This window comes from Arthrobacter sp. Y-9 (assembly GCF_029690065.1).
GTDB lineage: Bacteria > Actinomycetota > Actinomycetes > Actinomycetales > Micrococcaceae > Arthrobacter_E.
In genome coordinates this window covers 1,138,940-1,163,494 of sequence record NZ_CP121463.1, presented here as the reverse complement: position 1 = coordinate 1,163,494, position 24,555 = coordinate 1,138,940, and the positions used below count along the sequence as shown (strand labels likewise).

General features: G+C 69.0%; 18 protein-coding genes. 4 read left to right on the top strand and 14 right to left on the bottom strand.

Features of this window, described 5'->3' with window-relative positions; genetic code table 11:
* Positions 1 to 35: 35 nt before the first annotated feature.
* A complete protein-coding gene (locus tag P9849_RS05020) occupies positions 36 to 860 on the bottom strand; it encodes a type II CAAX endopeptidase family protein (protein ID WP_278268581.1) in 825 nt (274 codons plus the stop codon).
* Positions 861 to 950: 90 nt separating this feature from the next.
* Between P9849_RS05020 and P9849_RS05015 the strand changes: the two genes are divergently transcribed.
* Positions 951 to 1,631, top strand: coding sequence for a histidine phosphatase family protein (locus P9849_RS05015; protein WP_278268580.1), 681 nt, complete (start codon positions 951 to 953; stop codon positions 1,629 to 1,631).
* A 66-nt stretch (positions 1,632 to 1,697) separates the two neighbouring features.
* On the opposite strand, the gene P9849_RS05010 is transcribed toward P9849_RS05015, so the two are convergent.
* From P9849_RS05010 to P9849_RS04990, 5 genes are all read right to left on the bottom strand, one after another.
* Positions 1,698 to 2,543, bottom strand: a complete 846-nt coding sequence (locus tag P9849_RS05010) for a DeoR/GlpR family DNA-binding transcription regulator (protein WP_278268579.1) — start codon at positions 2,541 to 2,543, stop codon at positions 1,698 to 1,700.
* The gene (locus P9849_RS05005; protein ID WP_278268578.1) at positions 2,540 to 3,388 is read right to left on the bottom strand and encodes a class II fructose-bisphosphate aldolase; all 849 of its coding nucleotides are present in this window, start codon (positions 3,386 to 3,388) and stop codon (positions 2,540 to 2,542) included. The genes P9849_RS05010 and P9849_RS05005 overlap by 4 nt, the downstream gene beginning before the upstream one ends.
* Positions 3,385 to 4,371: a 1-phosphofructokinase family hexose kinase gene (locus P9849_RS05000; RefSeq protein ID WP_278268577.1), complete on the bottom strand. Its 987-nt coding sequence runs from the start codon at positions 4,369 to 4,371 to the stop codon at positions 3,385 to 3,387. The genes P9849_RS05005 and P9849_RS05000 overlap by 4 nt, the downstream gene beginning before the upstream one ends.
* A complete protein-coding gene (locus tag P9849_RS04995; protein WP_278268576.1) occupies positions 4,368 to 5,297 on the bottom strand; it encodes an ROK family protein in 930 nt (309 codons plus the stop codon). Before P9849_RS04995 ends, P9849_RS05000 begins: the two co-directional genes overlap by 4 nt.
* 115 nt (positions 5,298 to 5,412) lie before the next feature.
* Positions 5,413 to 6,327: an SIS domain-containing protein gene (locus P9849_RS04990; protein ID WP_278268575.1), complete on the bottom strand. Its 915-nt coding sequence runs from the start codon at positions 6,325 to 6,327 to the stop codon at positions 5,413 to 5,415.
* A gap of 501 nt (positions 6,328 to 6,828) precedes the next feature.
* Between P9849_RS04990 and P9849_RS04985 the strand changes: the two genes are divergently transcribed.
* Positions 6,829 to 11,205, top strand: a complete 4,377-nt coding sequence (locus P9849_RS04985) for an endo-alpha-N-acetylgalactosaminidase family protein (RefSeq protein ID WP_278268574.1) — start codon at positions 6,829 to 6,831, stop codon at positions 11,203 to 11,205.
* Between the two features lie 108 nt (positions 11,206 to 11,313).
* Here P9849_RS04985 and hutI read toward each other — a convergent pair whose 3' ends face one another.
* From hutI to tdh, 3 genes are all read right to left on the bottom strand, one after another.
* Positions 11,314 to 12,519, bottom strand: a complete 1,206-nt coding sequence (gene hutI / locus P9849_RS04980; RefSeq protein WP_278268573.1) for an imidazolonepropionase — start codon at positions 12,517 to 12,519, stop codon at positions 11,314 to 11,316.
* Positions 12,520 to 12,693: 174 nt separating this feature from the next.
* Positions 12,694 to 13,908, bottom strand: a complete 1,215-nt coding sequence (locus P9849_RS04975; RefSeq protein WP_278268572.1) for a glycine C-acetyltransferase — start codon at positions 13,906 to 13,908, stop codon at positions 12,694 to 12,696.
* A 143-nt stretch (positions 13,909 to 14,051) separates the two neighbouring features.
* On the bottom strand, positions 14,052 to 15,098 hold the full coding sequence (tdh, locus tag P9849_RS04970) for an L-threonine 3-dehydrogenase (protein WP_278268571.1): 1,047 nt from the start codon (positions 15,096 to 15,098) through the stop codon (positions 14,052 to 14,054).
* Between the two features lie 181 nt (positions 15,099 to 15,279).
* Between tdh and P9849_RS04965 the strand changes: the two genes are divergently transcribed.
* Positions 15,280 to 16,617, top strand: coding sequence for an amidohydrolase family protein (locus P9849_RS04965; RefSeq protein ID WP_278268570.1), 1,338 nt, complete (start codon positions 15,280 to 15,282; stop codon positions 16,615 to 16,617).
* A gap of 700 nt (positions 16,618 to 17,317) precedes the next feature.
* Positions 17,318 to 18,235, top strand: coding sequence for a LysR family transcriptional regulator (locus P9849_RS04960; RefSeq protein ID WP_278268569.1), 918 nt, complete (start codon positions 17,318 to 17,320; stop codon positions 18,233 to 18,235).
* Between the two features lie 112 nt (positions 18,236 to 18,347).
* On the opposite strand, the gene P9849_RS04955 is transcribed toward P9849_RS04960, so the two are convergent.
* The 5 genes from P9849_RS04955 to P9849_RS04935 form a co-directional block, all read right to left on the bottom strand.
* Positions 18,348 to 19,517, bottom strand: coding sequence for a Gfo/Idh/MocA family oxidoreductase (locus P9849_RS04955; RefSeq protein WP_278268568.1), 1,170 nt, complete (start codon positions 19,515 to 19,517; stop codon positions 18,348 to 18,350).
* A 65-nt stretch (positions 19,518 to 19,582) separates the two neighbouring features.
* Positions 19,583 to 20,641, bottom strand: a complete 1,059-nt coding sequence (locus P9849_RS04950; RefSeq protein WP_278268567.1) for a LacI family DNA-binding transcriptional regulator — start codon at positions 20,639 to 20,641, stop codon at positions 19,583 to 19,585.
* Positions 20,642 to 20,748: 107 nt separating this feature from the next.
* On the bottom strand, positions 20,749 to 22,404 hold the full coding sequence (locus P9849_RS04945) for a sugar ABC transporter substrate-binding protein (RefSeq protein WP_278268566.1): 1,656 nt from the start codon (positions 22,402 to 22,404) through the stop codon (positions 20,749 to 20,751).
* A gap of 43 nt (positions 22,405 to 22,447) precedes the next feature.
* Positions 22,448 to 23,431, bottom strand: coding sequence for a carbohydrate ABC transporter permease (locus P9849_RS04940; protein WP_278268565.1), 984 nt, complete (start codon positions 23,429 to 23,431; stop codon positions 22,448 to 22,450).
* Entirely contained in the window at positions 23,431 to 24,309 is an 879-nt protein-coding gene (locus P9849_RS04935; protein WP_066215370.1) for an ABC transporter permease subunit, read from the bottom strand. Before P9849_RS04935 ends, P9849_RS04940 begins: the two co-directional genes overlap by 1 nt.
* Positions 24,310 to 24,555 lie beyond the last annotated feature (246 nt).

Here is a 24,555-nt window from a genome sequence, read left to right as displayed (position 1 = left end):
GGCACCCATGCCCGAGCCGGCCCGGATGCCCGTGCCTAGCCCAGCCCGATCGCCTTGCCGAACAGGTCGTAGCCCACGAACGCCCCCACATCGAGCAGAGCGTGCGCCACCACGAGCGGCATCACGCGCCGCCACTTCAGGTACACCCAGCCGAACACGAGCCCCATCACGACATTGCCGAGGAACGGCCCGAATCCCTGATACAGGTGATAGCTGCCCCGGAGCAGGGCGCTGGCCAGCACGATCCACAGTGGAGAGAAGCGCAGCTGCCCGAGCCGCCGGAACAGGTAGCCGACCACCAGGGTCTCCTCCAGCACGCCGTGCCGGATGCCCGACAGCACCAGGACCGGCACCGTCCACCAGTGGGCGTCCAGCGCGGCCGGGATGATCGCCGTCGTGACGCCGAGCGCCCGGCCTGCCGCGTACAGCGCCAGCGTCCCCGCGCCGATGCCGACGGCGAGCGCCAGGCCGGTCCCGGCGTCGCGCGCCGGCCGTGCCAGGTCGAAGCCCATCCCCCGCCAGGGCTTCCGTCCCGCCTCGCCGCGCCAGGGCAGGAAGGTGGCGAGGAGATGGAAGGCGAGCAGCACCGGCACCAGCGAGAACACGATGTCCAGCAGCTGGTAGAGCAGATCGAAGAACTCCCGCTGATTGCGGGAGGGGTTCAGGGTGGACGTCGCGGAGGAGAGCGGCCCGCGGCTCAGCTTGTCGGCGAGCTGCACCACCGAGTACACCGCCGACTGTCCCAGGGACAGCCCCAGCACGAGCGCGATCTCCCACCAGAGGCGCCGCCGTCGCCCCTCGTCCGCGAGAGGCTCCCAGTCCAGGGACGACGACGGCGGGGACGGCTTCAGGCGCGGCATGTCACCACTGTAGTGACGCGCCGCGGACACGCGCACACTCCGCCGAACCCGCGGCGCCCCGTGGCCCGGCGGTGCGCCTAAGCTGGGCCTATGAGTGCGCCGCAGCAAATCATCATGATCCGGCACGGGCAGTCGGCGGCCAATGTGGACACCGGGATCTACAACCGGGTCCCGGACTACCGGATTCCGCTCACCGAGCTCGGAGTGGAGCAGGCCCGTCAGGCGGGTGAGAAGATCCGCCGGCAGCTGGACGGCCAGCAGGTCTGCGTCTACGTCTCACCGTACCTGAGGGCCTATCAGACCCTGGACGCCCTGGGACTGGGCGATCTGACCGAACGCGTCATCGAGGAGCCGCGTCTCCGGGAGCAGGACTGGGCGAACTTCCAGATCGCCGGGGACATCGCGGATCAGAAGGAGCTCCGGAACGCGTACGGCCACTTCTTCTACCGGTTCCGTGAGGGTGAGTCGGGGTCTGACGTCTACGACCGCATCTCCAGCTTCATGGAGACCCTGTACCGTCACTGGTCCAAGCCGAGCTACGCCCCCAACGCGCTCCTGGTCACGCACGGCCTCACGATGCGGCTGTTCTGCATGCGCTGGTTCCACTGGTCCGTGGAGTACTTCGAGTCGCTCAACAACCCGGGGAACGCCGAGATCCGCACCCTCATCCGCGAGGAGCACGGCAAGTACCGGCTGGACGCGCCGTTCAGCCAGTGGACGCAATGCCGTGAGACGGCGACCGTCCTGGATGCGCCGCCGCTGCACTTCTGAGACGGGCCACGTCTGGGACGTGGCCCGGCCCCGCCGTGAAGGCGGACCGGCCCTGGCCGCCCGGCCCTAGTGCGCCGGTTCCTCCTCGGTCGGGACCGACGACGCGTGCCGGTGATCCGCCACGCCGTCCCGGGCCACGAGCACCTTGGTGCCGCGGTCCTGGAAGGCCTTGAGGTCCTTGGCGGAGATGCCCTCGTCCGTGATGAGGTTGCGCATCTGGAAGCCGTGCATCGTGGCGAAGGCCCGTTTCCCAATCTTCGAGGAGTCGGCCAGGATGTAGCCCTCCAGGGCCCGCTTGGCCATGAGGGAGTTCACCTGGGCTTCGCCCTCGTCGTTGATGGTGGGGCCGAGAACCGGGTCCACTCCGTTGACGCCGATGAACGCGATGTCCAGCGCCACCTTCTGCATGATGGTGTCCGTGAACGGACCCACCAGTTCGTAGGAGCGCGGATTCAGGATGCCGCCGGTGACCATGATCTTGATGTTCGGGCGCACGGCGAGCTGAGAGGCGATGTTGATCGCGTTGGTGACCACGGTCAGCGTGGGCCGGTTGGACGGCGCGTTGAGGTCATCCCGGGTGGCCAGGACCTGCGCCAGGGCCGTGCTCGTGGTGCCTCCGCCCAGGCCCACCACCATGTACGGCTCCACGAGGGAGGACGCGGCGAGGGCGATCTGCTGCTTCGCCTCGGCGTTGTCGTCCCGGTTGTAGCGGCCGGGCAGGTCATAGGAGACGGAGCCCGTCGTGGCGCCGCCGCGGGTGCGGCTCAGCAGCCGCTGCTTGGCCAGCGAATCCAGGTCACGGCGTGCCGTGGCGGGAGAGACGCCCAGCTGGGTGACGATGTCCTCCACCTCGATCTGGCCACGCTCGGCCAGGAGGTCGAGAATGGCCGTCAATCGGTCGGTCCGGTTCATGAAGCACGCTCCGCAGTGTCGAAGAGAGTCAGAAGCCGGGCCACTTCTGGAATCAGTGCAGCCCGCCCCGCCCCCAGGTATTTCCGGGAATCCACAATATCCGGATGAGCTTCAAGGTACTCGCGCACAGCCCGTGTGAAGAAACCGTTAAGGTGTGTCGAGACGTTGATCTTCGTCATGCCCGCACGGATCGCCGCCTGGATGTTCGCGTCGGAGACGCCGGAGGAGCCGTGCAGCACGAGCGGCACGTCCAGCGCGGCGTGCAGGGCGGCGATGCGTTCCAGGTTCAGCTGGGCGTCGCGGCTGGTCATCGCGTGCGAGGAACCGACCGCCACGGCCAGGGCATCGACGCCGGTGGCCGCGACGAAGTCCCGGGCCTCCTGCGGGTCGGTCAGCACGCCGGGCGCGTGAGCCCCGTCCTTGCCTCCCACCTTGCCCAGCTCCGCCTCGACGTAGACGCCCGCGGCGTGCGCGTACTCCCGCACGCGCACTGTCGAGGCGACGTTCTCCTCGTAGTCGAGGTGCGCGCCGTCGTACATGATGGAGCCGAAGCCGAGGTCGACCGCCTGCCGCGCCAGCTCCTCGCTTTCGGCGTGGTCCAGGTGCACGGCGATGTCGACCCCGGCGGCGCGGCCCGCGGACAGCGTCGCGAGCGCGATGGGCTCCAGTCCGCCGTGGTACTTGGCGCAGTTCTCCGAGATCTGGAGGATGAGCGGCAGGCCCGCCTGCTCAGCACCCGCGATGAGCCCTTCGACGGTCTCCAGGTGGATGACGTTGAACGCCCCCTGACCGCTCCCCCGTCCTGTGGCGCGGTCCATGATGGTGCGGGTGCTGACCAGGCTCATGCAAGTTCCTCCAGGGTGATGATCAGGTGTTGTTCCAGTTCGGTGTGCCGGGGCGAGATCTCGCCGGCTCCCCGCATCAGGACCGCGGCCGCCGACCAGGAGGTGGCACGCCGCAGCAGATCTTCCGGGTCGTCCAGGCCTTCGGCGAGCGCCGTCGCCAGGGCGGAGACCGCGGCGTCGCCCGCGCCGGTCGGGTTTCCGCGCAGGGGTTCGGGGAGCCGGGCCCGCCAGCAATGCCGGGGATGGTCCGCGGAGAAGAGCCGCATCCCCTCGCTTCCGGAGCTCACCACCACCGTGCGGGCGCCCAGGTCCAGGAGCCGACGCGCCGCCGTGGGGAGGTCGTCGCCGTCGAACGCCTCGAGCAGTTCGTGGTGATTGGGCTTCAGCACGTCGGCGCCCGCACGTGCCGCGGCCAGGATGCCGGGACCCGAGGTGTCGATGATGGCCGGGACGCCGTGCTGGTGCGCGAGCGTCACCAGGGCCGGGTAGAAGTCGCCGGGCGCCCCGGGCGGCAGGCTGCCGGAGCCCACCAGGACCGCGGCGTCCTGCAGTGAGTCGACGACGGCGGCAGCGAGCCGCTGCCAGTCGGCGGCGGCCAGGGCGTGCCCGCTTTCGTTGAAGATGGTCGTGTCGCCGAGGGCCTCTTCGACGAAGGCCATGCTGCGACGGGTCTCGGCCTCGACCGGGACCAGCCGGTGCGGGACCCCGCTGGCTTCCAGCTCCGCGGCGAAGACCTCCCCTGTGGCGCCGCCGACCGGGGCGATGGCCAGCGTCGAGCGGCCCTGCTGATGGGCGACCCGGGAGACGTTGAGCCCCTTGCCTCCTGCGCGGGCCAAGGGAGGCGCCACACGGTGACTGGCCCCGTGCTCGATGCGTTCCAGGAAGTAACTGGTGTCGAGCGCCGGGTTCGGGGTGACGGTGACGACGCGGCCCGGCGAGGGCTGCGGCTCCGGGGCGTCCGGCGTCAGGGTCGTGTCGCTCACGGCAGCCGCACCTCCAGGAGACGGGCGCGTGCTTTCAGCGCCGAGCCGAGCATCCCGGCGTCCTGACCGAGGGACGCGGCGCGGATGACCGGGCGGCGCTGGAAGTCGAGCGCGTGATCCACGGCGTGGCGCAGCGGATCCAGCAGGGCCTCCCCGGCGGCGGAGAGCCCGCCGCCGATCACGACGGCCTCCGTCCCCAGGATCGAAACGCATTGGCAGATGCTGAACGCGAGCGCCTCCACGGCCTCATTCCAGATCTTGAGGGCTTCAGGCTCACCCGTGAGCGCCCGTTCCAGGACTTCGCGGGCCCCGTCCACCGGGGTGCCGGTGAGGCGGACGTAGCGCTTGGCGATGGCCCCGGCGCTGCCGACGGATTCCAGGATGACGCTGCCCTGGCCCTCGGGGTCCGGCACCATGGAGTGGCCGATCTCCCCCGCGAAGCCGCCGGCCGAGACGGCACGGCCACCCGTGAAGATCGCGGCGGCGATCCCGGTCCCGACCACCATGACCATGGCGTCCTGGAATTCGCGGGCGGCGCCCAGTTCCATCTCGGCCGCACCCGCGCTGGAGACATCGTGGCCGAAGGCGACCGGCATGCCGAGCATCTCCTCCGCGCGCTCACGGAACGGGAAGTTCCGCCAGCCCAGATTGGCCGAATAGATGCCGATCCCGTGGGCCTCGTCCACGAGTCCGGGCACGGTGATGCCGACCGCCTCGAACGTCCCGACCGGGTACTGCCGGCTGTACTCGGCGAAGAGTTCGGCGATCCGTTCCAGGATCGCCTCCCCCGGACGGTCCGGGTCCAGCGGCGTCTTGTGCCGTCGCAGGGCGAGCACCGAGCCCGCGGCGTTGACGACCCCGGACTTCATGTCCGTGCCGCCCACGTCGAAGGCGAGTACCCCTGCGTCCGCGAATCCCAGTGCCATGCTTCCTGCCCGTCCGTCTTCCGACCGTACTGTCCTGCTGATGGTGCGTGGCGGCCCGTGAGGGGCGCCGTCCCACGGCCCGCGCGCCGAGGTGCGCGGGCCGTGGGTTCAGGCCTCAGGCCTCGTCGAGGATGACCGAGCGCGTGAGGTTGCGCGGCAGGTCCGGGTTCAGGCCGCGGACGCGGGCGCGTTCCAGCGTCACGCGATGCACCCGGGCCAGATCGGCGAGGGGGTGCAGGCCCGAGGTGATGTACAGCGCGCCGGTCTTGGCGACGTCGGCGGACAGGCCTTCCGGCTCCTCGCCGAAGAGCCAAGTGACGCGGTTCGGAGCCGCGATGGAGATCGGGCCGTGGCGGTACTCCATGGCCGGGTAGGACTCGGTCCAGCCCTGCACGGCCTCGCGCATCTTCAGGCCGGCCTCATGTGCCAGGCCCACGGTCCAGCCGCGGCCGAGGAAGGTGAACTGCTCGGCGTCCAGGAGTTCCTGGGACACCGGGGCGCTCACGGCGTCCTTCGCCTGTTCGATCGCCACGTCGAAGCTCTCCCCCAGGCTCGTCAGCAGGTACACGAGGGCGGTGGTGGCGAAGCGGGTCTGCACCACGGACTGCTCGTCCGCGTACGGAAGGCCGATGACGACGTCGGCGAGGTCCACAATCGGCGAGTTGATGTCACCGATGAGCGCGATCGTCCGGACCTTGCCCTTGAGCTGCGCCAGGACTTCCAGCACCTCGGTGGTGGTGCCGGAGCGGGTGATCGCGACGACGGCGTCATAGCCGCGCTCCGGGCTATTGCTGTTCAGGAAGGCCTCCGACGCGGCGAACGCATCCGTGACACCGTGGCCTGCCGCTTCGCGAGCGGTGGCGTAGCTCTGCGCCATGAACCAGGAGGTGCCGCAGCCGATGACGGCGATCTTCTGGCCCTTGGCCGGCAGCAGTCCTTCCTCCCGGCTCTGCGCCTGCGCCTGCGCCCAGACCTGGGGCTGCGAGCTGAGTTCCTCGTCCATGTAGGCGCCGAGCACGGGCTCCGTCATCGTTGACTCCTTCTCTGTGGTGTCTCTGGGGTGATCGTCGGTCGGGACAAACCCCGGCATGAGTGGTAATCACCCCACTCATGATCAAACATGCGTGGACCGGGGTTCAATCAATCAGTTTTACGCTACTGCATCGCCGCCCAAACGTCCACAGAACGCGCATAACGTTTCATTCCTCGGTCATGGAATTCCCGGCCCGATCCCGCGGATCCGCGCGGCGGGAGGGCACTCCGGGCACCCACCCCCACCTCCCCGGAGCGGCGGCCCGAGTGGCGCCCGGCGTCGGTCCACGCCTCCACGACCCCGATGATCACTCTGCAAGCGCCCCGCCGAGAGGTGCGCGAAGGTAAGCATCCGGTGTGCAAATCGATCAGAACATGTCACAAACCCCTTGTGATCTGTCGCACATTGAACAATAGTTACCATTACCGCACTTTTTCGCTCAGAGAGGAGCATCCCTTGAGGATTCACAGACCCACGCGGCGGGGCATGGCCTGGTGCATGGCAGGGGCACTGGCACTCCCCCTCACCGGGCTGGCCGGGAGCCTGCCCGCCTGGGGTGACGCGCCGTCGTCCGCCCCCGCGCAGCCGGCCGTCGCCCCCTCCGCCAAGACCCGACCGCCCACCGCGGGCAAGGATCAGGAAGTCCTGGTCACCGGGAAGCTCGCGGCGGTGGTGTCCACCACGTTCCCGCAGGTCATCAGCTATCTGGACCGCGACGGCGGCGGCACCCTCGCCGGCACGCGGCAGCCGCTCAGCACGGTGAAGATCAACGGCACGGAGCAGAGCGTCACGGTCACCTCGCGCAAGACCGACGACTCCACCATGACCTACACGCTCACCGTGCCGGGGCTGCCCGGCGTCGCGCTGGACGCGTCCCTCGCGCTCCAGGGCAACGCCCTCACCTTCCGCATCACGGCCATCCGGGACACGGCGGACAACAGGGTCTCCACCGTCGAGATCCCGGGTCTCAAGCTCGTCACCGTGACTTCGGCGGAACCCGGGGCGCAGCTCGCCACCACGCGTCTCTCCACCAACCGCAACGCCACCGGCGACACCTTCACCCCCGTCACGGCCGCCACGCCGGTCGACGCGAAGCCCAAGGGCTCCGCCTACGCTCTGGCGGGCACGGCGGAACTGGCGGCCGCCGTCGAGAGCAACTCGCTCTATGACGCGTCTTCCGGGGCGGCCAACCTCGATGGCAGCCGCTTCTTCAGCCAGGTCACCACGGCGCCGGACGGTGGCCGCGAGGCCTCGATCGCAAGTGGCGCCTGGCTCTACCGCGCCGCCGGCTCCAGCACCACCGAAGAGCTCCCGTGGGCCAAGATCGCGATCACCGCGGACGCCAACGCGGACCATCAGGTCGACTGGCAGGACGCCGCCATCGCGCTGCGCTCCATCGCCGTCCGCCCGAACAAGGGCGACCAGACCGCGGACAACGTCATCACGCACATCCCCTTCAACTTCGCCTCGCAGGCCACGCACCCGTTCCTGCGCACCCTCGACGACGTCAAGCGCATCTCCCTCGCCACCGACGGCCTGGGCCAGGTCGCCATGCTCAAGGGCTACACCTCCGAAGGCCACGACTCCGCCAACACGGACTACGGGAACAACTTCAACGAGCGGGCCGGCGGGCTGAAGGACCTCAACACGCTCGCCTCGGAGAGCGCCCGGTGGAACGCCAGGATCGGCGTCCACGTCAACGCCACCGAGATCTACCCCGAGGCCAAGTCCTTCAGCGAGGACCTGCTCAACCCCGACAAGAGCAAGGGCTGGAACTGGCTCGACCAGTCCTACGGCATCAACCAGCGCGCGGACATCAACACCGGCAAGCTCGCCACCCGCATCAAGGAGCTCCGCGACGCCACGGACAAGAACCTGGACTTCGTCTACGTGGACGTCTACTACTCCTACGGCTGGGTCGCTCAGAAGATCCAGGACGAACTCGTGAAGAACGGGTTCCGCGTGGGCTCCGAGTGGGCGTACTCCCTGAACCGCAACAACACCTGGTCCCACTGGGCGAATGACGAGAAGTACGGCGGCACGGACAACAAGGGCATCAACTCCCAGATCCTGCGCTTCGTGAACAACAGCCAGGCCGACGTCTGGAACCCGGACGTCCGCCTCGGCGGCAGCCACATCGTCGAGTTCGAGGGCTGGACCGGCCAGAACGACTACAACGCGTTCACCAAGAACGTGTGGGAATCCAATCTGCCCACCAAGTTCCTGCAGCACCACGAGATCATGCGCTGGACTCCTGAGAGCGTCGACCTCAGCGACGGCGTCTCCGTCACCGGCGCCACGTCCGCTGACCGCACGATCACGGCGGACGGCGTCACCGTGCTGAAGGGCCGCGACTATCTGCTGCCCTGGTCCTCCAAGGACAACGGCAAGGCGGACAAGCTGTACCACTACAGCGCCACGGGCGGCTCCACCACCTGGGCGCTCGGCAAGGGCTTCGCGAACGCCCGCGAGCTGAGCGTTTACAAGCTCGGTGACAACGGACGGACGCTCGTCACCACCGTGCCCGTGGTGAATGGCCAGGTCACGCTCACCGCCGACGCCGGTCAGCCCTACGTGCTCGTGCCGCGCGGCAAGGCGTCGCAGCTGCCCGCCACGGCGCGGTTCGGCTCCGGAACTCCGTTCCAGGACCCCGGGTTCAACGGCTCGGATCTCGCGGCCTGGAACCCGCAGGGCTCCGTCCAGCAGATCCGGGACGCCAAGGGCCGCCGGTACGCCGAGCTCGGCTCCGGCGCGTCCTCTGTCTCCCAGAGGCTCGGACAGCTCGAGCCCGGGACCTATTCCGTGAGCGCCTGGGTGGAGATCGAACCCGGCAAGACCCGGGACACCCGCCTCACCGTCGACACCGGTCAGGGCAAGCCCCAGGAGTACTCCCTGGACCGCTCCACCGCCCGCAACTACGTGGCGGGCGATGAGAAGAACGGCACCTACTTCCAGCGCGTCCGCGTCCTGGTGGACGTGCCGCAAGGCGGCCGGCCCACCGTCCGGCTCTCCGCGGGCGACGGCGACGCGAAGGTCAGGGTGGACGACTTCCGGGCGGTGAAGACCGCCCCGGCACAGACAGGGTCGCCCCAGACCGGCGCCGTGCTCACGGAAGACTTCGAGAACGTCGACCAGGGCTGGTGGCCCTTCGTGAAGGGCGACGCCGGCGGCACCACCGACCCGCGTACCCACCTGAGCATCCGCAACGCGCCCTTCACCCAGCAGGGCTGGTACCGCAACACCGTGGACAAGACCCTGAACGGGAACTTCTCCCTGGTGGCGCACGAGGAGAACAGCGGCCTGGTCTACCGGACCTCCGACTCCACCGTGAAGCTCACCCCCGGCCACCAGTACCGGGTCTCCTTCGACTACCAGAATTCCCTCACGGACCAGTACAGCTGGGTCTGGGGCTACGACGCGAAGGCTCCGGTCACGGTCGAGAGCAAGCCTCTTCCCGCCCAGACCACGACCACCCGCTTCGCGCAGGAGTTCACCGCCGGCAACTGCGGACGGTACTTCACCGGTCTGAGCCGCACGGGTTCCTCGGACGGAGCGGACTTCGTCCTGGATGACTTCCGGCTGGAGGACCTCGGCCCTGCCTCCGAGGAGCCCGCATGCGCCACGGTGTCCGGCAAACTCGGCGCCGATGTGATCCAGCAGGGCAAGGCCACCGAGTTCACCACGGTGCTGGAGAACAACGAACCCGCACCGGTGAGCGACGTGGCCGTCAGCCTCCAGCTTCCCGAGGGCTGGACGGCCGAGGCGAAGACCCCGGCCACGACGGCCACTCTCGCCGCAGGCGCGAAGTTCACCACCACGTGGGCCGTCACGGCGCCGGCCAGCGCGGATGGCGGCTACTCGATCGGCGTCAAGGGGACCTACCGGACCACCGCGGATCCGCAGGGGCCGCGGACGGCGAGCGCCGCCGTCGCGGTCAAGACGCTGCCGAAACCGCCGCAGCAGGACGTGTACGCGAGCGATCACGACTGGGTCAGCTCCAGCAACGGCTGGGGACCCGTGGAGAAGGACCGGTCCAACGGGGAGCAGGGCGCCGGCGACGGCACGCCGATCACGCTCAACGGCGTCATCTACCCGAAGGGCCTCGGCGCGCACGCCCCGTCCACGGTGAAGTACTTCCTCGGCGGGTACTGCACCCGCTTCACGGCGGACGTCGGGATCGACGATGTGCAGAAGAGCCGCGGCTCCGTGGTCTTCAGCGTCGTGGCGGACGGCAAGGTCAATGCCGTCACCCCGGTGATGCGGCCCGACTCGGCCACCGCGAAGCTGGACGTCGACCTCACGGGCGCCCAGTACGTCGAACTCGTGGCGGATCCCACCGCGGACGGCAACGGCAACGATCACGCGGACTGGGGCGCCGCCCGCTTCAACTGCTCCGATCAGCGACACGACGCGCCCGCCGCCGAGCTCTCCGGCACGGTCTATGCCTCGGACCTCCCCTGGATCAGCGAGGAGAACGGCTGGGGACCGGCCGAACGGGACACCGCCAACGGCGAGGAGAACCCCGGCGACGGCCCGGCTCTCACCCTGGACGGCACCCGGTATGCCAAGGGAATCGGCGTCCACGCGGACTCGTCCGTGGTGATCGACGTGCAGAAGAAGTGCACGGCCTTCACCGCCCTCGTCGGTGTGGACGACAAGAAGCTCGGCAAGGGCCTGCAGGGCTCCGTCGTGTTCGTGGTGCTGGTGGACGGCGCGGAGAAGTTCCGCAGCGCGGTCCTCAGCGCTCCGGACGCGGCGGTCACCGTGAAGGTCGACGTCACGGGCGCCTCACGCGTCGAGTTGAAGGCCCTGACCAATGGGGACGACGGCGGCGACGACTGGGGTGACTGGGCGGACGCCCGCTTCACCTGCTGAGCCGTTTCCACCCTTACGGCACCCGAGCCGCCAGTAGATGCCCTTATCCCTCGTGGATTCGGGCATCTACTGGCGGCTCGCGTCGTAAGGAGCGGCTTCTCCGGGACGTCAGACGACCTGCACGCCGGCCTGCCACACGGCGTGGGTGAGCGGCATGCCCGGACGGTAGGCCAGGTGCGTCGCGCTGGGAGCGTTCAGGAGGTGCAGATCGGCACGGTGCCCGACGGCGATCGACCCGACCGCACGCCGCCCGTCGACGTCCTCGCCCACCTCGCGGTGCAGGGCCAGGGCGCCACCGAACGTCGCGGCGCGCACGGCTTCGTGGACGCTGAGGCCCATCTGCAGCACCGCGGTGGTCACGCAGTAGTTCATGGCGCTCGTGTAGCTCGTCCCGGGATTGAGATTGGAGGCGATCGCCACCTGGACACCCGCGTCCAGCAGACGGCGGGCCGGGGCGAGAGGCTCTCGCGTGGACAGGTCGCAGGCGGGCAGGCACGTGGCGACCGTGCCGCGGGGGCCGCGCCCGCCGTCGTAGGCCGCCCAGCTGTCCGCGAGTGCTGCGACGTCAGCGTCTTCAAGGTGATTCACGTGGTCGACGCTCGCGGCGCCGAGCTCGACGGCGAGGCGCACGCCGGCGCCCGGGCCGAGCTGGTTGCCGTGCACGCGCAGTCCCAGGCCGGCGGCGGCGCAGGCCTCGAGCACGCGACGGGACTGGGCCTCGTCGAACGCCCCGCGCTCACAGAACACATCGGCCCAGCGGGCGTGCGGCGCGACGGCAGTGAGCATCGGCCCGACCACTTCCTCCACATAGGCGTCCGGCTCGGCGCCCTTCGGGACGAGATGTGCTCCGAGGAACGTGACCTCATCGGCCACCTGCGCGGTCACCCGGGCCAGCGCCTCTTCGTGCTCGGTGCTCAGCCCGTACCCGGTCTTCGCCTCGAGATACGTGGTGCCGCCGCGCAGGGCCTCGGCACGACGGGCGCGGGCGAGATCCAGGAGTTCCTCATCGGAGGCGGCGCGCGTGGCGTTCATGGTGACGCCGATGCCGCCCGCGCTGTAGCTCTCCCCCGCCATGCGCGCCTCGAACTCGGCGGTCCGGTCCCCGGCGAACACGAGGTGCGTGTGCGAATCCACCCAGCCCGGCAGCAGCGCGCGGCCCTCGGCGTCGTACACCTCGTCCGTGGCCGGGGCGTCGGCGGCCTGGCCGATCCAGGCGATGCGCTCGCCGTCGACGACGACGGCCGCGTCCTTGAGGACCCGGTGCTCGCCGTCCTGGGTCATGAGTTCGGCGATGTTGGTGATCAGGAGGCTCATGGTTCCCATTCTTCCGGGACACACCCGCCTCGTCCCGGACTCACCCTCACCCGTGTCCGGTATCCCGGACCAGCCACGGCCCGTTAACGATCGACTGCTCCGTAGATGTCGTTCTGAGGGTTCAAAACGACATTCACGGAGCAGTCGATGGAAGAGGCACGGAAGAGGCGTGGGTCAGGAAGCCTCGGACCGGGCCGCCACGAACGCCTGGACGCACGCTTCGACGTCCTCAGCGCTGTGCCGTGCGGAGAGCTGCACGCGGATGCGGGCCGCGCCGCGGGGCACCACGGGGAAGCTGAAGGCGGTCACGAACACGCCGTGCTCCAGCATCGCCGAGGCGACCTTCGCGGCGAGGACGGCGTCGTGGAACATGACGGGGATGATCGCGTGCTCGCCGTCGAGCAGTTCGAAGCCCTCCTCCTGCATACGACGGCGGAACAGGGCGGCGTTCTCGAAGAGCTTCTCGCGGAGCTCCCCGGAGTCGCGCACGAGTTCCAGCGCCTTGAGCGTCGCGGCGACGATGGCCGGGGCGAGCGAGTTGGAGAACAGGTACGGACGGGCCTTCTGGCGCAGCATCGCGACGATCTCGGACCGGCCGGAGACGTAGCCGCCGGACGCGCCGCCCAGCGCCTTGCCGAAGGTGCCCGTGTAGAGGTCCACCCGGTCGCTGACGCCGGCATGCTCGGGGGTGCCGGCGCCGGTCGGACCCATGAAGCCGACGGCGTGTGAATCGTCCACCATGACGAGCGCGCCGTACTTGTCCGCCAGATCGCAGATCTCGCGGAGCGGGGCGAGGTAGCCGTCCATCGAGAAGACGCCGTCCGTCACGATGACCACGCGGCGCGCGGCCGACTGACCGGGCGCGTCCGACGTCGCCTCACGGAGCTTGGCCTCCAGGTCCGCCATGTCCTGGTTGGCGTAGCGGAAGCGGCGGGCCTTGGAGAGGCGGATGCCGTCGATGATCGAGGCGTGGTTCAGGGCGTCGGAGACGATCGCGTCCTCCGGGCCGAAGAGCGATTCGAACACGCCGCCGTTGGCGTCGAAGCAGCTCGAGAACAGGATCGTGTCCTCGGTGCCGAGGAAGCGGGACACCTGGCGTTCGAGTTCCAGGTGCAGGTCCTGGGTGCCGCAGATGAAGCGGACGCTCGCCATGCCGAAGCCGTGGCTGTCCATGGCGTCCTTGGCCGCGGCGATGATCTCCGGGTGGTCCGCGAGGCCCAGGTAGTTGTTCGCGCAGAAGTTGAGCACCTCGCGGGTGGGCTGGCCGAGCGGGCCGGCGGTGATCCGGTTGGACTGCGCCGAGGTGATGTTGCGCTCTTCCTTGAAGAGGCCGGCGGTGCGGAGGTCGTCGAGCTCCGTGGCGAGCTGGTCCTTGATGAGGCCGTACATGGTGGTCCTTTCGGCGGCGCCTGCGGGGTGGGCGCCCCTTGCGAGCTTACGAGGGTGAGGTGCGTGCGGGAAGGCCCGGTCCGCGGTGGACGACGACGCGCGGAGGCCGCCGCGCGCCGTCGTCGTCGATCAGCGGTGGGCTGTCAGAGGGTGCGCCAGTCGAGCACGACCTTGCCGCCGTGCCCGCCGCGCGCCGCCTCGAAGCCCTTCTCCCACTCCATGGCGGGCAGGACGTCGGTGATGACGGCGGAGATGTTCCGGTGAAGCACCGGGTTGGAGGAGAGCATGGCGCTCATGGCGTACCAGGTCTCGAACATCTCGCGCCCGTAGATGCCCTTGAGGGTCAGCATGTGGGTGACGACCTTGCCCCAGTCGATGTCGATCGACTGGCTCGGCAGGCCGAGCATGGCGATCCGGCCGCCGTGGTTCATGTTCTCGATCATCTCGGGCAGCGCCGTCGGGTGGCCCGACATCTCGAGGCCGATGTCGAAGCCCTCGCGCATGCCGAGTTCGCGCTGCGCGTCACTGATGCGGGTGGTGGAGACGTCGACGGCGAGGTCGACGCCCAGGGAGCGGGCCAGTTCGAGGCGGCTCGGCGAGACGTCGGTGATGGCGATCTTGCGGGCCCCGGCATGCCGGGCGACCGCGATGGCCATGAGGCCGATGGGGCCGGCGCCGGTGATGAGCACGTCCTCGCCGACGAGCGGGAAGCTCAGGGCGGTGTGCACGGCGTTGCCGAAGGGGTCGAAGATGGCGCCGAGTTCCGGGGTGACGCTGGGGTCGTGGTGGACCCAGACGTTCTCCTCCGGGATGACGACGTACTCGGCGAAGGCGCCGTCCCGCTGCACACCCACGCTCGAGGTGCGGATGCACATCTGGCGGCGGCCGGCGCGGCAATTGCGGCAGATGCCGCAGACCACGTGGCCCTCGCCGGAGACGCGGTCCCCCACCTTGACGTCCCGGACGTCCTCGCCGATCTCCACGACCTCGCCGTAGAACTCGTGGCCCGCGATCAGCGGAGCGTTGATGGTGCTCGCGGCCCAGGCGTCCCAGGACTGGATATGCAGGTCGGTGCCGCAGATGCCGGTGGTGTGCACGCGGATCTTCACGTCGCCGGCGCCGGTGCCGGGTTCGGGGCGGTCCACGAGTTCGAAGCCGGGCTGTGCCGCGGACTTGTACAGAGCCTTCATGAGTCCCATTACAAGCCGTCGAAAGGCTTAGAACAAGCTCAAGTATCTCATTCTTGAGTTAAGTAAATACTTAACTGTTTCCCAGAGGGCTGGCGAGACCCGTTCGCCATGACGTAACTTTGGTATTCCAAACTTCGTGAGCGGCACCACACTCACGCCCTTTCCCCGAGGAGACTCCCCCATGTGCACCCATGATCACGACAGCGTCGTCCAGCCGCCCAGCAACCTCACCCGGCGCGGCATCCTCGCCGGGGCCGCGGCCCTCGCGGGCATCACCGCGGCGGGCATCGCAGCACAGCTGGCGTCGGCGCCCGCGGCCCAGGCTTCCGACCGCCCCGTTGCTCCGGCCCACCGGGGACGTCATGCGACGCCGGGCGCCGTGATCATCGAGGGCGGCACCGTCGTCGATCCGCTCACCGGCGCCGCGATCGAGGACGGCGTCCTGGTGCTCGACGGCGGCAAGGTCGCCGCCGTCGGAAATCGGGATACCACTCGGCGAGCCGTGGCCGCCGTCGCCCGCCGCGCTCAGCGCCTCCAGGCTCACGGGCGCTGGGTGGTCCCCGGACTGGTCGACGCGCACGTCCACGCCAACGGCCTGGAGGACGTCCGGCTCCACCTGCACAACGGCACCACGAGCGTCCGGAGCGGCAGCAGCAGCTTCTACCAGGACGTCGCTCTCGCCGCCCTGCCGGAATGGGCCCCGGGGCTGTCCCCGCGCATGCTCGCCGCCGGTCTGTTCGTCTCCCCGGACCAGGGCGATTCCATCCTGGCCGACCCGGATCTGGCGCCGCTGGCCCGACTGAAGAACGGCATCAGGGACGTGCAGGATCTGGCCTACTTCACGAGGGTCAACCTCGCCCGCGGCGCCCGGGTGATCAAGACCCGCGCCAATCCCCGGGCGGGCATCCCCGAGCAGGATCCCCGGGAGCTCGTGTACGGGCGCGAGCAGATCGCCGCGATCGTCAAGGCCGCCCGGGGCGCCGGCGTGCTGTGCCACGCCTACAGCACCGAGGGCATCGACGGGGCCGTGCGGGGCGGTGTGAAGAGCATCGAGCACGGCGTGTACCTGACGGAGGCCACCATCGCGGAGATGGTGCGCCGCGGCACGTACTTCACACCCACGCTCCAGGCCGTGGACAGCATGGCGACCGACCCGAACCCGATCCTGGCCGCCCGCGGCAAGGAGTACACGCCGATCCACCAGGCCGCCGTCCGCGCGGCCCACGAGGCGGGCGTGACGATCGTGGCCGGCACCGACTCCTTCGGCACCGACGTGACACCGCTGGGCACCGAGGTGCGGCGCCTTCACGAGGCGGGCCTCTCCACCCTGGAGTCCCTCCGCGCCGCGACCACCTACTCCGCCCGTCTCCTGGGCCTGGACGGCAAGGCCGGAAGGTTCACCGTGGGCGGCTTCGCCGATGCGGTCATCGTGGACGCCGACCCGCTCAGCGACGGCACGGCCCTGGAGAAGGTCAACACCGTGGTGGCCCAGGGGGTCGTGGTCCGGAACGGCCTCTGACGCGGTACGGGCGGGGTTGAACGGGACGAGGCTGGTAGCCGGCGCCGCCCCGCAGACCTCGCTATCGGGCGCAGGAATCCCGGTGAACTCGCTATCCAGGGGCCGACCTCGCTTCCGACGGTCGCGATCTCAGACCCGGAATAGCGAGTTCGGCCCCGTCAATCCTCGGATCGCCCGGAGGTCCGCCCCTTCGGCCGGTCCTGGGCCGACCTCGCTATCGGGCGCAGGAATCCCGGCGAACTCGCTATCCAGGGGCCGACCTCGCTTCCGACGGTCGCGATCTCAGACCCGAAATAGCGAGTTCGGCCCCGACAAAGCGCCGGAATGCTGCCGACCCCGCCTGGAAGTCCCACCCGCACCGACCTCGCTATCGGGCGCAGGAATCCCGGCGAACTCGCTATCCAGGGGCCGACCTCGCTTCCGACGGTCGCGATCTCAGACCCGGAATAGCGAGCTCAGCACCGGAATGCTGCAGGCCCCGCCCCTTGAGTCGCTGAGTCCGCTATCCGGGGCGTGAGTTCGCTACATCATGTAGCGAACTCACACCACCGATAGCGGATTCAACCGGACGGACGGACGAGCGGACGAGCGAGCGATCGGCCCGACAGCTCCACGGACCCAGCCGGATCCCACCCCTCCCACGAGGCACCAACACTTCAGCGTTCCTTCATCGTCACTCTGGACGATTTAGGATGTACTCATGGATATCCGTCAGCTTCAGGTCCTGCGGGAACTCGGCGAACTCGGCAGCGTCAAGGCGGTCGCGGAGACCCTGATGGTCACGCCGTCGGCGGTGTCGCAGCAGCTCATGCTCCTGCAGCGCAGCGTGAAGGTGCCCCTCACGCGCAAGGACGGCCGCACCCTGGTGCTCACCGAGGCCGGGGAGGTGCTCGCCGACGCCGGGGCCGCCGTCGTCGCGGCGATGGCACAGGCCCGCGCGGCGATCGACGCGTTCCAGGAGGCGCCCGACGCGTCCGTGACCGTGAGCGGCTTCCACTCCGCGGGCCAGGCGCTGTTCGCCCCGCTGGCGCGGGCGCTGTCCGGCGAGGGCCAGCCTCGGGTCCGGTTCACCGACGAGGACGTGGCGCAGCAGGACTTCCCCGCTCTGACCGCCCGGCACGACCTGGTCCTGGCCCACCGCATGGAGCACAGTCCCCCGTGGCCGCGGGACCGGGTCGCGGTGATCGAGCTGACGCGTGAGCCCCTAGATGTCGCGCTGCCGGCGGGTCACTCTCTGGCCGGCCGTGCGGAGCTCACCGCCGCCGACGTGGCGGGGGAACCGTGGGTCACGAGTCGCCCGGGCTACTCCCCCGACGACGTCCTCACCGCCGTGGCGGCGCTGGCTAGCAAGCCCCTGGAGATCGTGCACCGCATCAACGACTACTCGACCGTCGCGGCCCTGGTCGCCGACGGCGGCGTGCTGGGCCTGCTCCCCCGGTACACCTCGCGCGCGGCGCTGGGGCAGTCGCTGCCGGAGGGCATCGTGCTGCGGCCATTGCAGGGCCTCGACACCCGGCGGTGCATCGATCTCCTGGCCCGGCCCGAAGCGCTGGAACGCCGCAGCGTCCGACGCGTGGCCGACGCGTTCCGCGAAGTCATGGGAGCGCTGGTCGGCTGAGGGCGGGCCGCGAACGAGCCGCCCACCCTCGAGAGCTTGCGTGCTCAGTTGTTGCGGGTGTTCAGGGAAAACACCCGCAACAACTGAGCACACAACGCCTCCAGGGAGAACGTCAGGCCGTCTGGCCCCGCTCGAAGTACTCCACCAGCTCGGGGTCGAGCGGCGGGACCGGCAACGCGGAACCGTCACCGCGCAGCGATTCGGCCGCGAGGATTCCCGCCGCCACCGCCTGACGTGCCGCCACCGGGGAGGTCTGCGTCTGACCGCCGTCGCGCACGAACCGCAGGAACTCCCCGATCAGGAGCGGATCCGCGCCGCCGTGGCCGCCGTCGCCGTCGAGGATCTCCACCTCGAGGTCCGGCTCCGCGAATCCATAGCTGGAGCGCGTGTTCCAGACCTTGATGGTCTCCCCCGGCCCGTCGCCGAAGTTCTCCAGGCGCCCCTCCGTGCCGATCACGGTGTAACTGCGCCAGTAGTCCGGCGTGAAGTGGCACTGCTCATAGGAGGCCAGCACGCCGTTGTCGAGCACCATGTTCATCATGGAGATGTCCTCGACGTCGATCTCCTCGGCGAGGTCCGTCTGCGCCGCGGGCGGCCAGTTGTCCACCGAGAACCAGTCCCCCATGCGCCGGTCCGAATTGTCCCGTCGGCTCGTGACCTCGCCGTAGACCGCGAGCTTGCCGATCGCCGACACCCGCGCGGTGTACCCGCCGGCGAGCCAGTGGATCACGTCCAGGTCATGGGCGCCCTTCTGGAGCAGGAGCGTGTTCACATTTCGGCGCTGGGCGTGCCAGTCCTTGAAGTAGTAATCGCCGCCGTTGCCCACGAAGTGCCGGCACCACACGGCCTTGACCTCGCCGATCAGACCCTGCTTGATGAGGTCCCGCATCTGCGTGACCACCGGCATGTGCCGCATGTTGTGGCCGACGTACAACCGGGTGCCGGTCTCACGCGCCGTCGTGAGGATCGAGTCGGCCGCCTCCAGCGAGATGTCCAGCGGCTTCTCGCAGAACGTCGCGATCCCGGCCTTCAGCGTCTGCACCGCGACGGCGGCATGCTGGCTGTCCGGGGTGAGGACCAGGACGGCGTCGACGCCGGAGTCCAGCACGTCCTGGAGGTCACCGGTCACCGTCACGTCGGGAAGCGCCTTGGCGGCGTCCGCCCGGCCACGTTCGCTCGTGTCGCAGACGAGGGTGACGCGCGATCCTTCGCCGGGCTTATGGGCGTGACGCCACAGGCCGGAGCGCAGACCGAAGCCGACGACGGCTACGGAGAGATCCATGAGGGTAGTTCCTTTGCTGTTGTCCCGCCGCCCTCAGGAGGCGGCGGGTGATGTCGCCGGTCCGTTCAGACCGGCTTTCCTGTTGATGCGCGTTCCCAGACTTCCCAGGGGAAGTCGTGCAGCTCCCCCACGGGGCGCTGATCCGTGGCGAGCTGCACCATGAGTTCGGCCACGCGGCCCAGCAGATTCCGGGGCCCCACGCTGGTGAGGGCCGGGCTGAGCCGTTCGCCGGCCAGGGTGTTGCCCACCCCGGCGATGGCGATGTCCTTGCCGACCACGAGTCCCAGGCTCTGGGCCGCGTGGACGGCGCTGATGGCGATGTAGTCACTGGTGGCGTAGACGGCGCGGGGCCGGTCCTCCGGAGTCAGGAGCTTCAAGGCTCCTGCGTACGCCGACTCCGGGGAGCCGTCGATGTCCGCCATCCGGTTCTCCGGCGCGGTCCTGCCGCGGTCCGCGAGCGCCGAGTGGAACGCGGCAGCACGGCCGCGGTCCGTTCGCGAGGCGCCGGGGCCGAGGCAGGCGACGTCGTCCCACCCGTCGAGCAGGTGGTCCACCAGCTCCCGACAGCCCTGCAGATCATCCGAGCGGACCACGTCGAACCCGTCCGGTTCCACGGTGCTGTCGAAGACCACGAGCTTGAGCCCGCGGCTCGCCAGACCGGCGAGTGCGCTGCGCTGAGCCGGCTTCACGGCGTCGATGAACACCGCGTCCGCCTGGGTGCGTTCCAGCGCGACGTTCCAGTCGTCGTCCGCCATGATGAGCGGCGTCAGACCGTGACTGCGCGCCTGGGCGCTGACCGCCTCGACGACTTCCAGCGACCACGGGTCCTGGAGCATCGTCATGGAGAGCAGCACCGTCTGCGTCTTGCCGGTCCGCACCGCCCGGGCCGCCTGATTGGGACGGTATCCGAGTTCCTCGGCCGCATCCCGCACCCGTCGGGTGGTCTCCTCCTTCACGCCCGGACCCTTGGAGCCGGAGCCCCTGCCGGAGAGGACGTAGGAGACGGTCGCCGTGGAGACACCGGCCAGATCGGCCACCATGCGGATGGTGGGGCGGACCGCCGTCTGCGGAGCGTTTCCGGTTCCCGAAGAGGTGTCCGTTCCTGCCGCTGTGCGTTCGCTCATGATCTGACCTCTTCCCCCGGATGTCCCGGAACCGACTCGCCCAGCCCGTGCGGTGGACCTGCGGCAACTCTAGCCACAGGGTCCACCGCCCGGGTGTCACGCCATGCCTAGCGCCGGAAGACCGGCACGTCGGACGGCAGCTGGGACTGGTACTCGTCCCGGATCTTGTCGCCGCCGTCGTTCTTCCAGCGCTTCACCGCGTCCTGCAGATCGCCCACCTTGGCGCGGCCGGTGATGATGTCCACCACCTTGTCCCGGAACTGCTTGGTGATCTTCGCACCCACCTTGGAGTTGGTGTCCGAGTAGGTCCCGTTGGTCGGGTTGCGCCAGGCCAGCTCCAGCAGCTTCTTCTCCTGCTGGTAGATGTACTTGGTGTCGTCGTCGAAGCCGGGGTTGAAGACCACGTTCTCCGGGCTGGACATGATGTTCAGCGCCGAGGCAAGCCCCGGGATGTTCGTGCTGCCGGACGACGTGAAGACCGGGTTGCCCTCGCCGTCGACCGTGAAGTCCTGGCCCTCGGTGCCGAAGTTCTTCTGCATGTACTCGGCCGTGCCGAACGGCGCGGACAGGTAGTTGATGAGGGAGAGCAGTTCGCGGATCTTTCCCTCGTCGGCCTTCTTGAACGGCGTGAAGCCCACGGTGCCGTAGCCCATGTCGTACGTCGGCTTGACCTTGCCGTCCGCGCTGAACGGCACCAGGATGTCGAACGCCTGGTCCTTGTTGAAGGCGCGGTAGGCCTTGAGATCGTGCGGCCCCACCAGGACCTGCGCGGCGACGCTGCCGTTGGCGACGCGGTTGCGGATGTCCGGGACGTTGACGTCCGGGTAGAAGACCCCGGCCGCGAACATCTTCGCCACGAACTCCACGCCGGCCTGGTACTCGTCCGTCTCATAGAGGTGGGTCAGGGTGCGGTCCTTGTTCACCGCCCAGCTGTTCGGAGCGCCGAACCACTCCGTGACCATGTGGAGCACGTTCACGTAGGCGGGTTCGAGGGCGTACTTCTTCTCGCCCGGACGGGTGAGCTCCTTGGCCTTCTCGAGGAATTCGTCCGCCGACGCCGCGGTCAGGCCGCCGACCTTGCCCCAGACGTCACGGCGGCCGGCCATGATCTGGCCGAAGGGGGTGCTGGGGATCGGAGCGCCCCAGATCTTGCCGTTGACGACGGCGGTCTTCCAGGAGTCCGGCTTGAGGGCCGCGAGATTGGGGTACTCGAGCACGGCGTCGCCGGAGAGGTACTTGGTGAGGTCCTGGAACTTCGCCTCGAGCATGGGGCCGACGTTCGGGATGCCCTGGTTCGGCGGGACCCACATCATGTCCGGCAGATCGTCGCTGGCCAGCACCGTGGCGAACTTGGCCGGGTACCCGTCGCCGATGTCCTCGGCGATCTGCAGTTCCAGCTCACCGCCCAGCGCCTGGTTGAGGCGCTGCCAGAACGCATTGTCCTTCATGCCGGGGCTCATGGTCTCGAAGGTTTCGGTGAGACCCGTGACCTTGCCCTTGAGAGGCTTGTCCTTCACGGACACCACGGACTTGGGCAGCTTGAAGAACGCCGCCTGCAGGCCCTTGGCGTCACCGGCCAGGTCGGGGGTGACACCGGTGAATTCCTTGTAGGTGGGGAGCTTGACCCCGGCGGAGGCGGCCGCGCCGCCGCTTCCGCTGGAGCTGCCGCCGCCACAGGCCGAGAGGCCCACGGTGGCGACGGCCAGGCCCGCCAGGCCCAGGAAGCCACGGCGGCTGACGCCGTGGGATGCGAGAGTGCTCATAGGAGTGCCTTTCATTGACAGGTGAGCTGGAGAGGGAGGTCGGTCAGCCCTTCACCGCGCCCGTGAGGACGCCCTTGGTGAAGTGCTTCTGCAGGAAGGGGTAGACCAGGAGGATGGGCACGAGCGCCACCACCACCACGGCCATCTGGATCGACTGGCTCGGCGGGACGGAGGAGACCCCCAGCCCGTCCGCGGCCCCGGACCCCTGGACCACGAAGTTGCGGAGCAGGAGCTGGATGGGCCACTTGGCGTGGTCGTTGATGTAGAGCAGGGCGTTGAAGAAGGAGTTCCAGAACGCCACCGCGTAGAAGAGCCCGACGACGGCGATCACGGCCTTCGAGAGCGGCAGCACGATGCGCCACAGGATCTGCCAGTCGCTCGCGCCGTCGATCCGCGCGCTTTCGATGAGTTCCGCGGGGATGTTCATGAAGAAGGAGCGCATCACCACGAAGTTGAAGGCGCCGAAGATGCCGGGCAGGATGAGCGACCACAGCGAGTCCAGCAGGCCCAGCTGCCGGATCATGAGGAAGCTCGGGATCAGGCCCGGGGCGAAGAGCAGGGTGAAGAGCACACCCAGGATCACCGGGCGGCCGAACAGGACGGAACGGCTCGTGGCGTAGGCCATGGTGATGGTCACGAAGAGCGCCAGCGCCGTGCCCACCACCGTGATGAACGCGCTGACTCCGAGCGAACCGATCACCATGGGTCCGGCGAAGATCGTCTCGTAGGCCTTGATGGTGGGGCGTTCGGGCCAGAGGACGAACCCTCCGGCCTGGGCCAGCTGCTGGTCATCGGCCAGGGACGTGGACACGACCAGCAGGATGGGGATCAGGATCGAGGCGCTGAACAGCACCAGGATGACGGCTTTGACGATCTGGTAGAGCGCCGAGGGGCGCTCCTTCCAGGCGGGGCGGCGGGTGTCGCGTTCCGCGGCGGCCCGTGAGCGGGCGGCACGGCGCACCGCGAGACTGCCGCGTGTCCCGGCGTCGTCCTGCGTCTCGGTCTTCTGCGAGGTGAGCGTGGTCATCAGCCGACCTTCCTGGCGAAGATCCCGTCCTCGCCGAACTTATGGGCCAGGGAGTTGGCGCCCCAGATGAGCAGGAGGCTGACCAGCCCCTTGGCGAGGCCCGCGGCGGCGCCGGAGCTCCAGCCGCCGCCCACCACGCCGGTGTAGTAGGTGAAGGTGTCCAGCACTTCGGCGGCGCCCGCGCCGACGGCGTCGCGCTGGAGGATGAACTGCTCGAAGCCGACCGAGAGGATGTCACCGATCCGGAGGATGAGCAGCAGGACGATCACGGGCCTGAGGCCCGGCAGCGTGATGTGCCACATCCGGCGCCACCGTCCGGCGCCGTCCGCAGCGGCCGCCTCGTAGAGGGAGACGTCGATGCTCGCGAGAGCCGCCAGGAAGATGATCATGGCCCAGCCGGCGTCCTTCCAGATCATCTGGGCGACCACCAGCACGGGGAACGTGTCCGGATTCGTCATGAACGGGATGGGGTCCATGCCGAACTGGCGCAGCGTGTTGTTCACGAAGCCCGCGCCACCCAGCATCTGCTGGAACAGGGCGATCACCAGGACCCAGGACAGGAAGTGCGGCAAGTACGCGATGCTCTGGAAGATGCGGCGGACCCTCATGCTCATGAGCGAGTCCACGATCAGCGCGAGCACGAGCGGCACCGGGAAGAGGAACACCAGCTGCCAGGCGGCGAGGTAGAGCGTGTTCCAGAGGGCGTGCAGGAAGTCCGGGTTGTGGAACAGGTCCACGAAGTTCTGCCAGCCGACCCACTCGCTGTCCGGGATGCCGAGATACGGCTGGTAGTCCTGGAAGGCGATCACGTTGCCGAAGATCGGGATGTAGAAGAACAGCAGCAGGAAGACGATGCCGGGCACCATCATCAGCAGCATCTGCCGGTCCTGCCGGAGGCGGACGCGGAACGGCTTCTTGCCGCCGCGGTCCGGGGTCGACGACGGCGGCGGACCCTTCCGCTGGGCTGCGAGTGTCATGGGGCTCCTCGTGAGTCCAGGGCTGCCGGGGGCGCAGCCTGCGCTCTCAAAACGTTGTTAATCGATTAAGTCCTTAATCGATTAACTGATCGTATGTGACGCAGGTCTCAGGCGCAAGAGATGCCGGGAAGAAGGTGGAAAAGACGC

Excerpts from the sequence above, each read along its gene's own strand:
- P9849_RS05020 (WP_278268581.1), bottom strand. The coding sequence starts at position 860 with ATGCCGCGCCTGAAGCCGTCCCCGCCGTCGTCGTCCCTGGACTGGGAG.
- P9849_RS05015 (WP_278268580.1), top strand. The coding sequence starts at position 951 with ATGAGTGCGCCGCAGCAAATCATCATGATCCGGCACGGGCAGTCGGCG.
- P9849_RS05010 (WP_278268579.1), bottom strand. The coding sequence starts at position 2,543 with ATGAACCGGACCGACCGATTGACGGCCATTCTCGACCTCCTGGCCGAG.
- P9849_RS05005 (WP_278268578.1), bottom strand. The coding sequence starts at position 3,388 with ATGAGCCTGGTCAGCACCCGCACCATCATGGACCGCGCCACAGGACGG.
- P9849_RS04995 (WP_278268576.1), bottom strand. The coding sequence starts at position 5,297 with ATGGCACTGGGATTCGCGGACGCAGGGGTACTCGCCTTCGACGTGGGC.
- P9849_RS04990 (WP_278268575.1), bottom strand. The coding sequence starts at position 6,327 with ATGACGGAGCCCGTGCTCGGCGCCTACATGGACGAGGAACTCAGCTCG.
- P9849_RS04985 (WP_278268574.1), top strand. The coding sequence starts at position 6,829 with ATGGCAGGGGCACTGGCACTCCCCCTCACCGGGCTGGCCGGGAGCCTG.
- hutI (WP_278268573.1), bottom strand. The coding sequence starts at position 12,519 with ATGAGCCTCCTGATCACCAACATCGCCGAACTCATGACCCAGGACGGC.
- P9849_RS04975 (WP_278268572.1), bottom strand. The coding sequence starts at position 13,908 with ATGTACGGCCTCATCAAGGACCAGCTCGCCACGGAGCTCGACGACCTC.
- tdh (WP_278268571.1), bottom strand. The coding sequence starts at position 15,098 with ATGAAGGCTCTGTACAAGTCCGCGGCACAGCCCGGCTTCGAACTCGTG.
- P9849_RS04965 (WP_278268570.1), top strand. The coding sequence starts at position 15,280 with ATGTGCACCCATGATCACGACAGCGTCGTCCAGCCGCCCAGCAACCTC.
- P9849_RS04960 (WP_278268569.1), top strand. The coding sequence starts at position 17,318 with ATGGATATCCGTCAGCTTCAGGTCCTGCGGGAACTCGGCGAACTCGGC.
- P9849_RS04955 (WP_278268568.1), bottom strand. The coding sequence starts at position 19,517 with ATGGATCTCTCCGTAGCCGTCGTCGGCTTCGGTCTGCGCTCCGGCCTG.
- P9849_RS04950 (WP_278268567.1), bottom strand. The coding sequence starts at position 20,641 with ATGAGCGAACGCACAGCGGCAGGAACGGACACCTCTTCGGGAACCGGA.
- P9849_RS04945 (WP_278268566.1), bottom strand. The coding sequence starts at position 22,404 with ATGAGCACTCTCGCATCCCACGGCGTCAGCCGCCGTGGCTTCCTGGGC.
- P9849_RS04940 (WP_278268565.1), bottom strand. The coding sequence starts at position 23,431 with ATGACCACGCTCACCTCGCAGAAGACCGAGACGCAGGACGACGCCGGG.
- P9849_RS04935 (WP_066215370.1), bottom strand. The coding sequence starts at position 24,309 with ATGCTGCTGATGATGGTGCCCGGCATCGTCTTCCTGCTGCTGTTCTTC.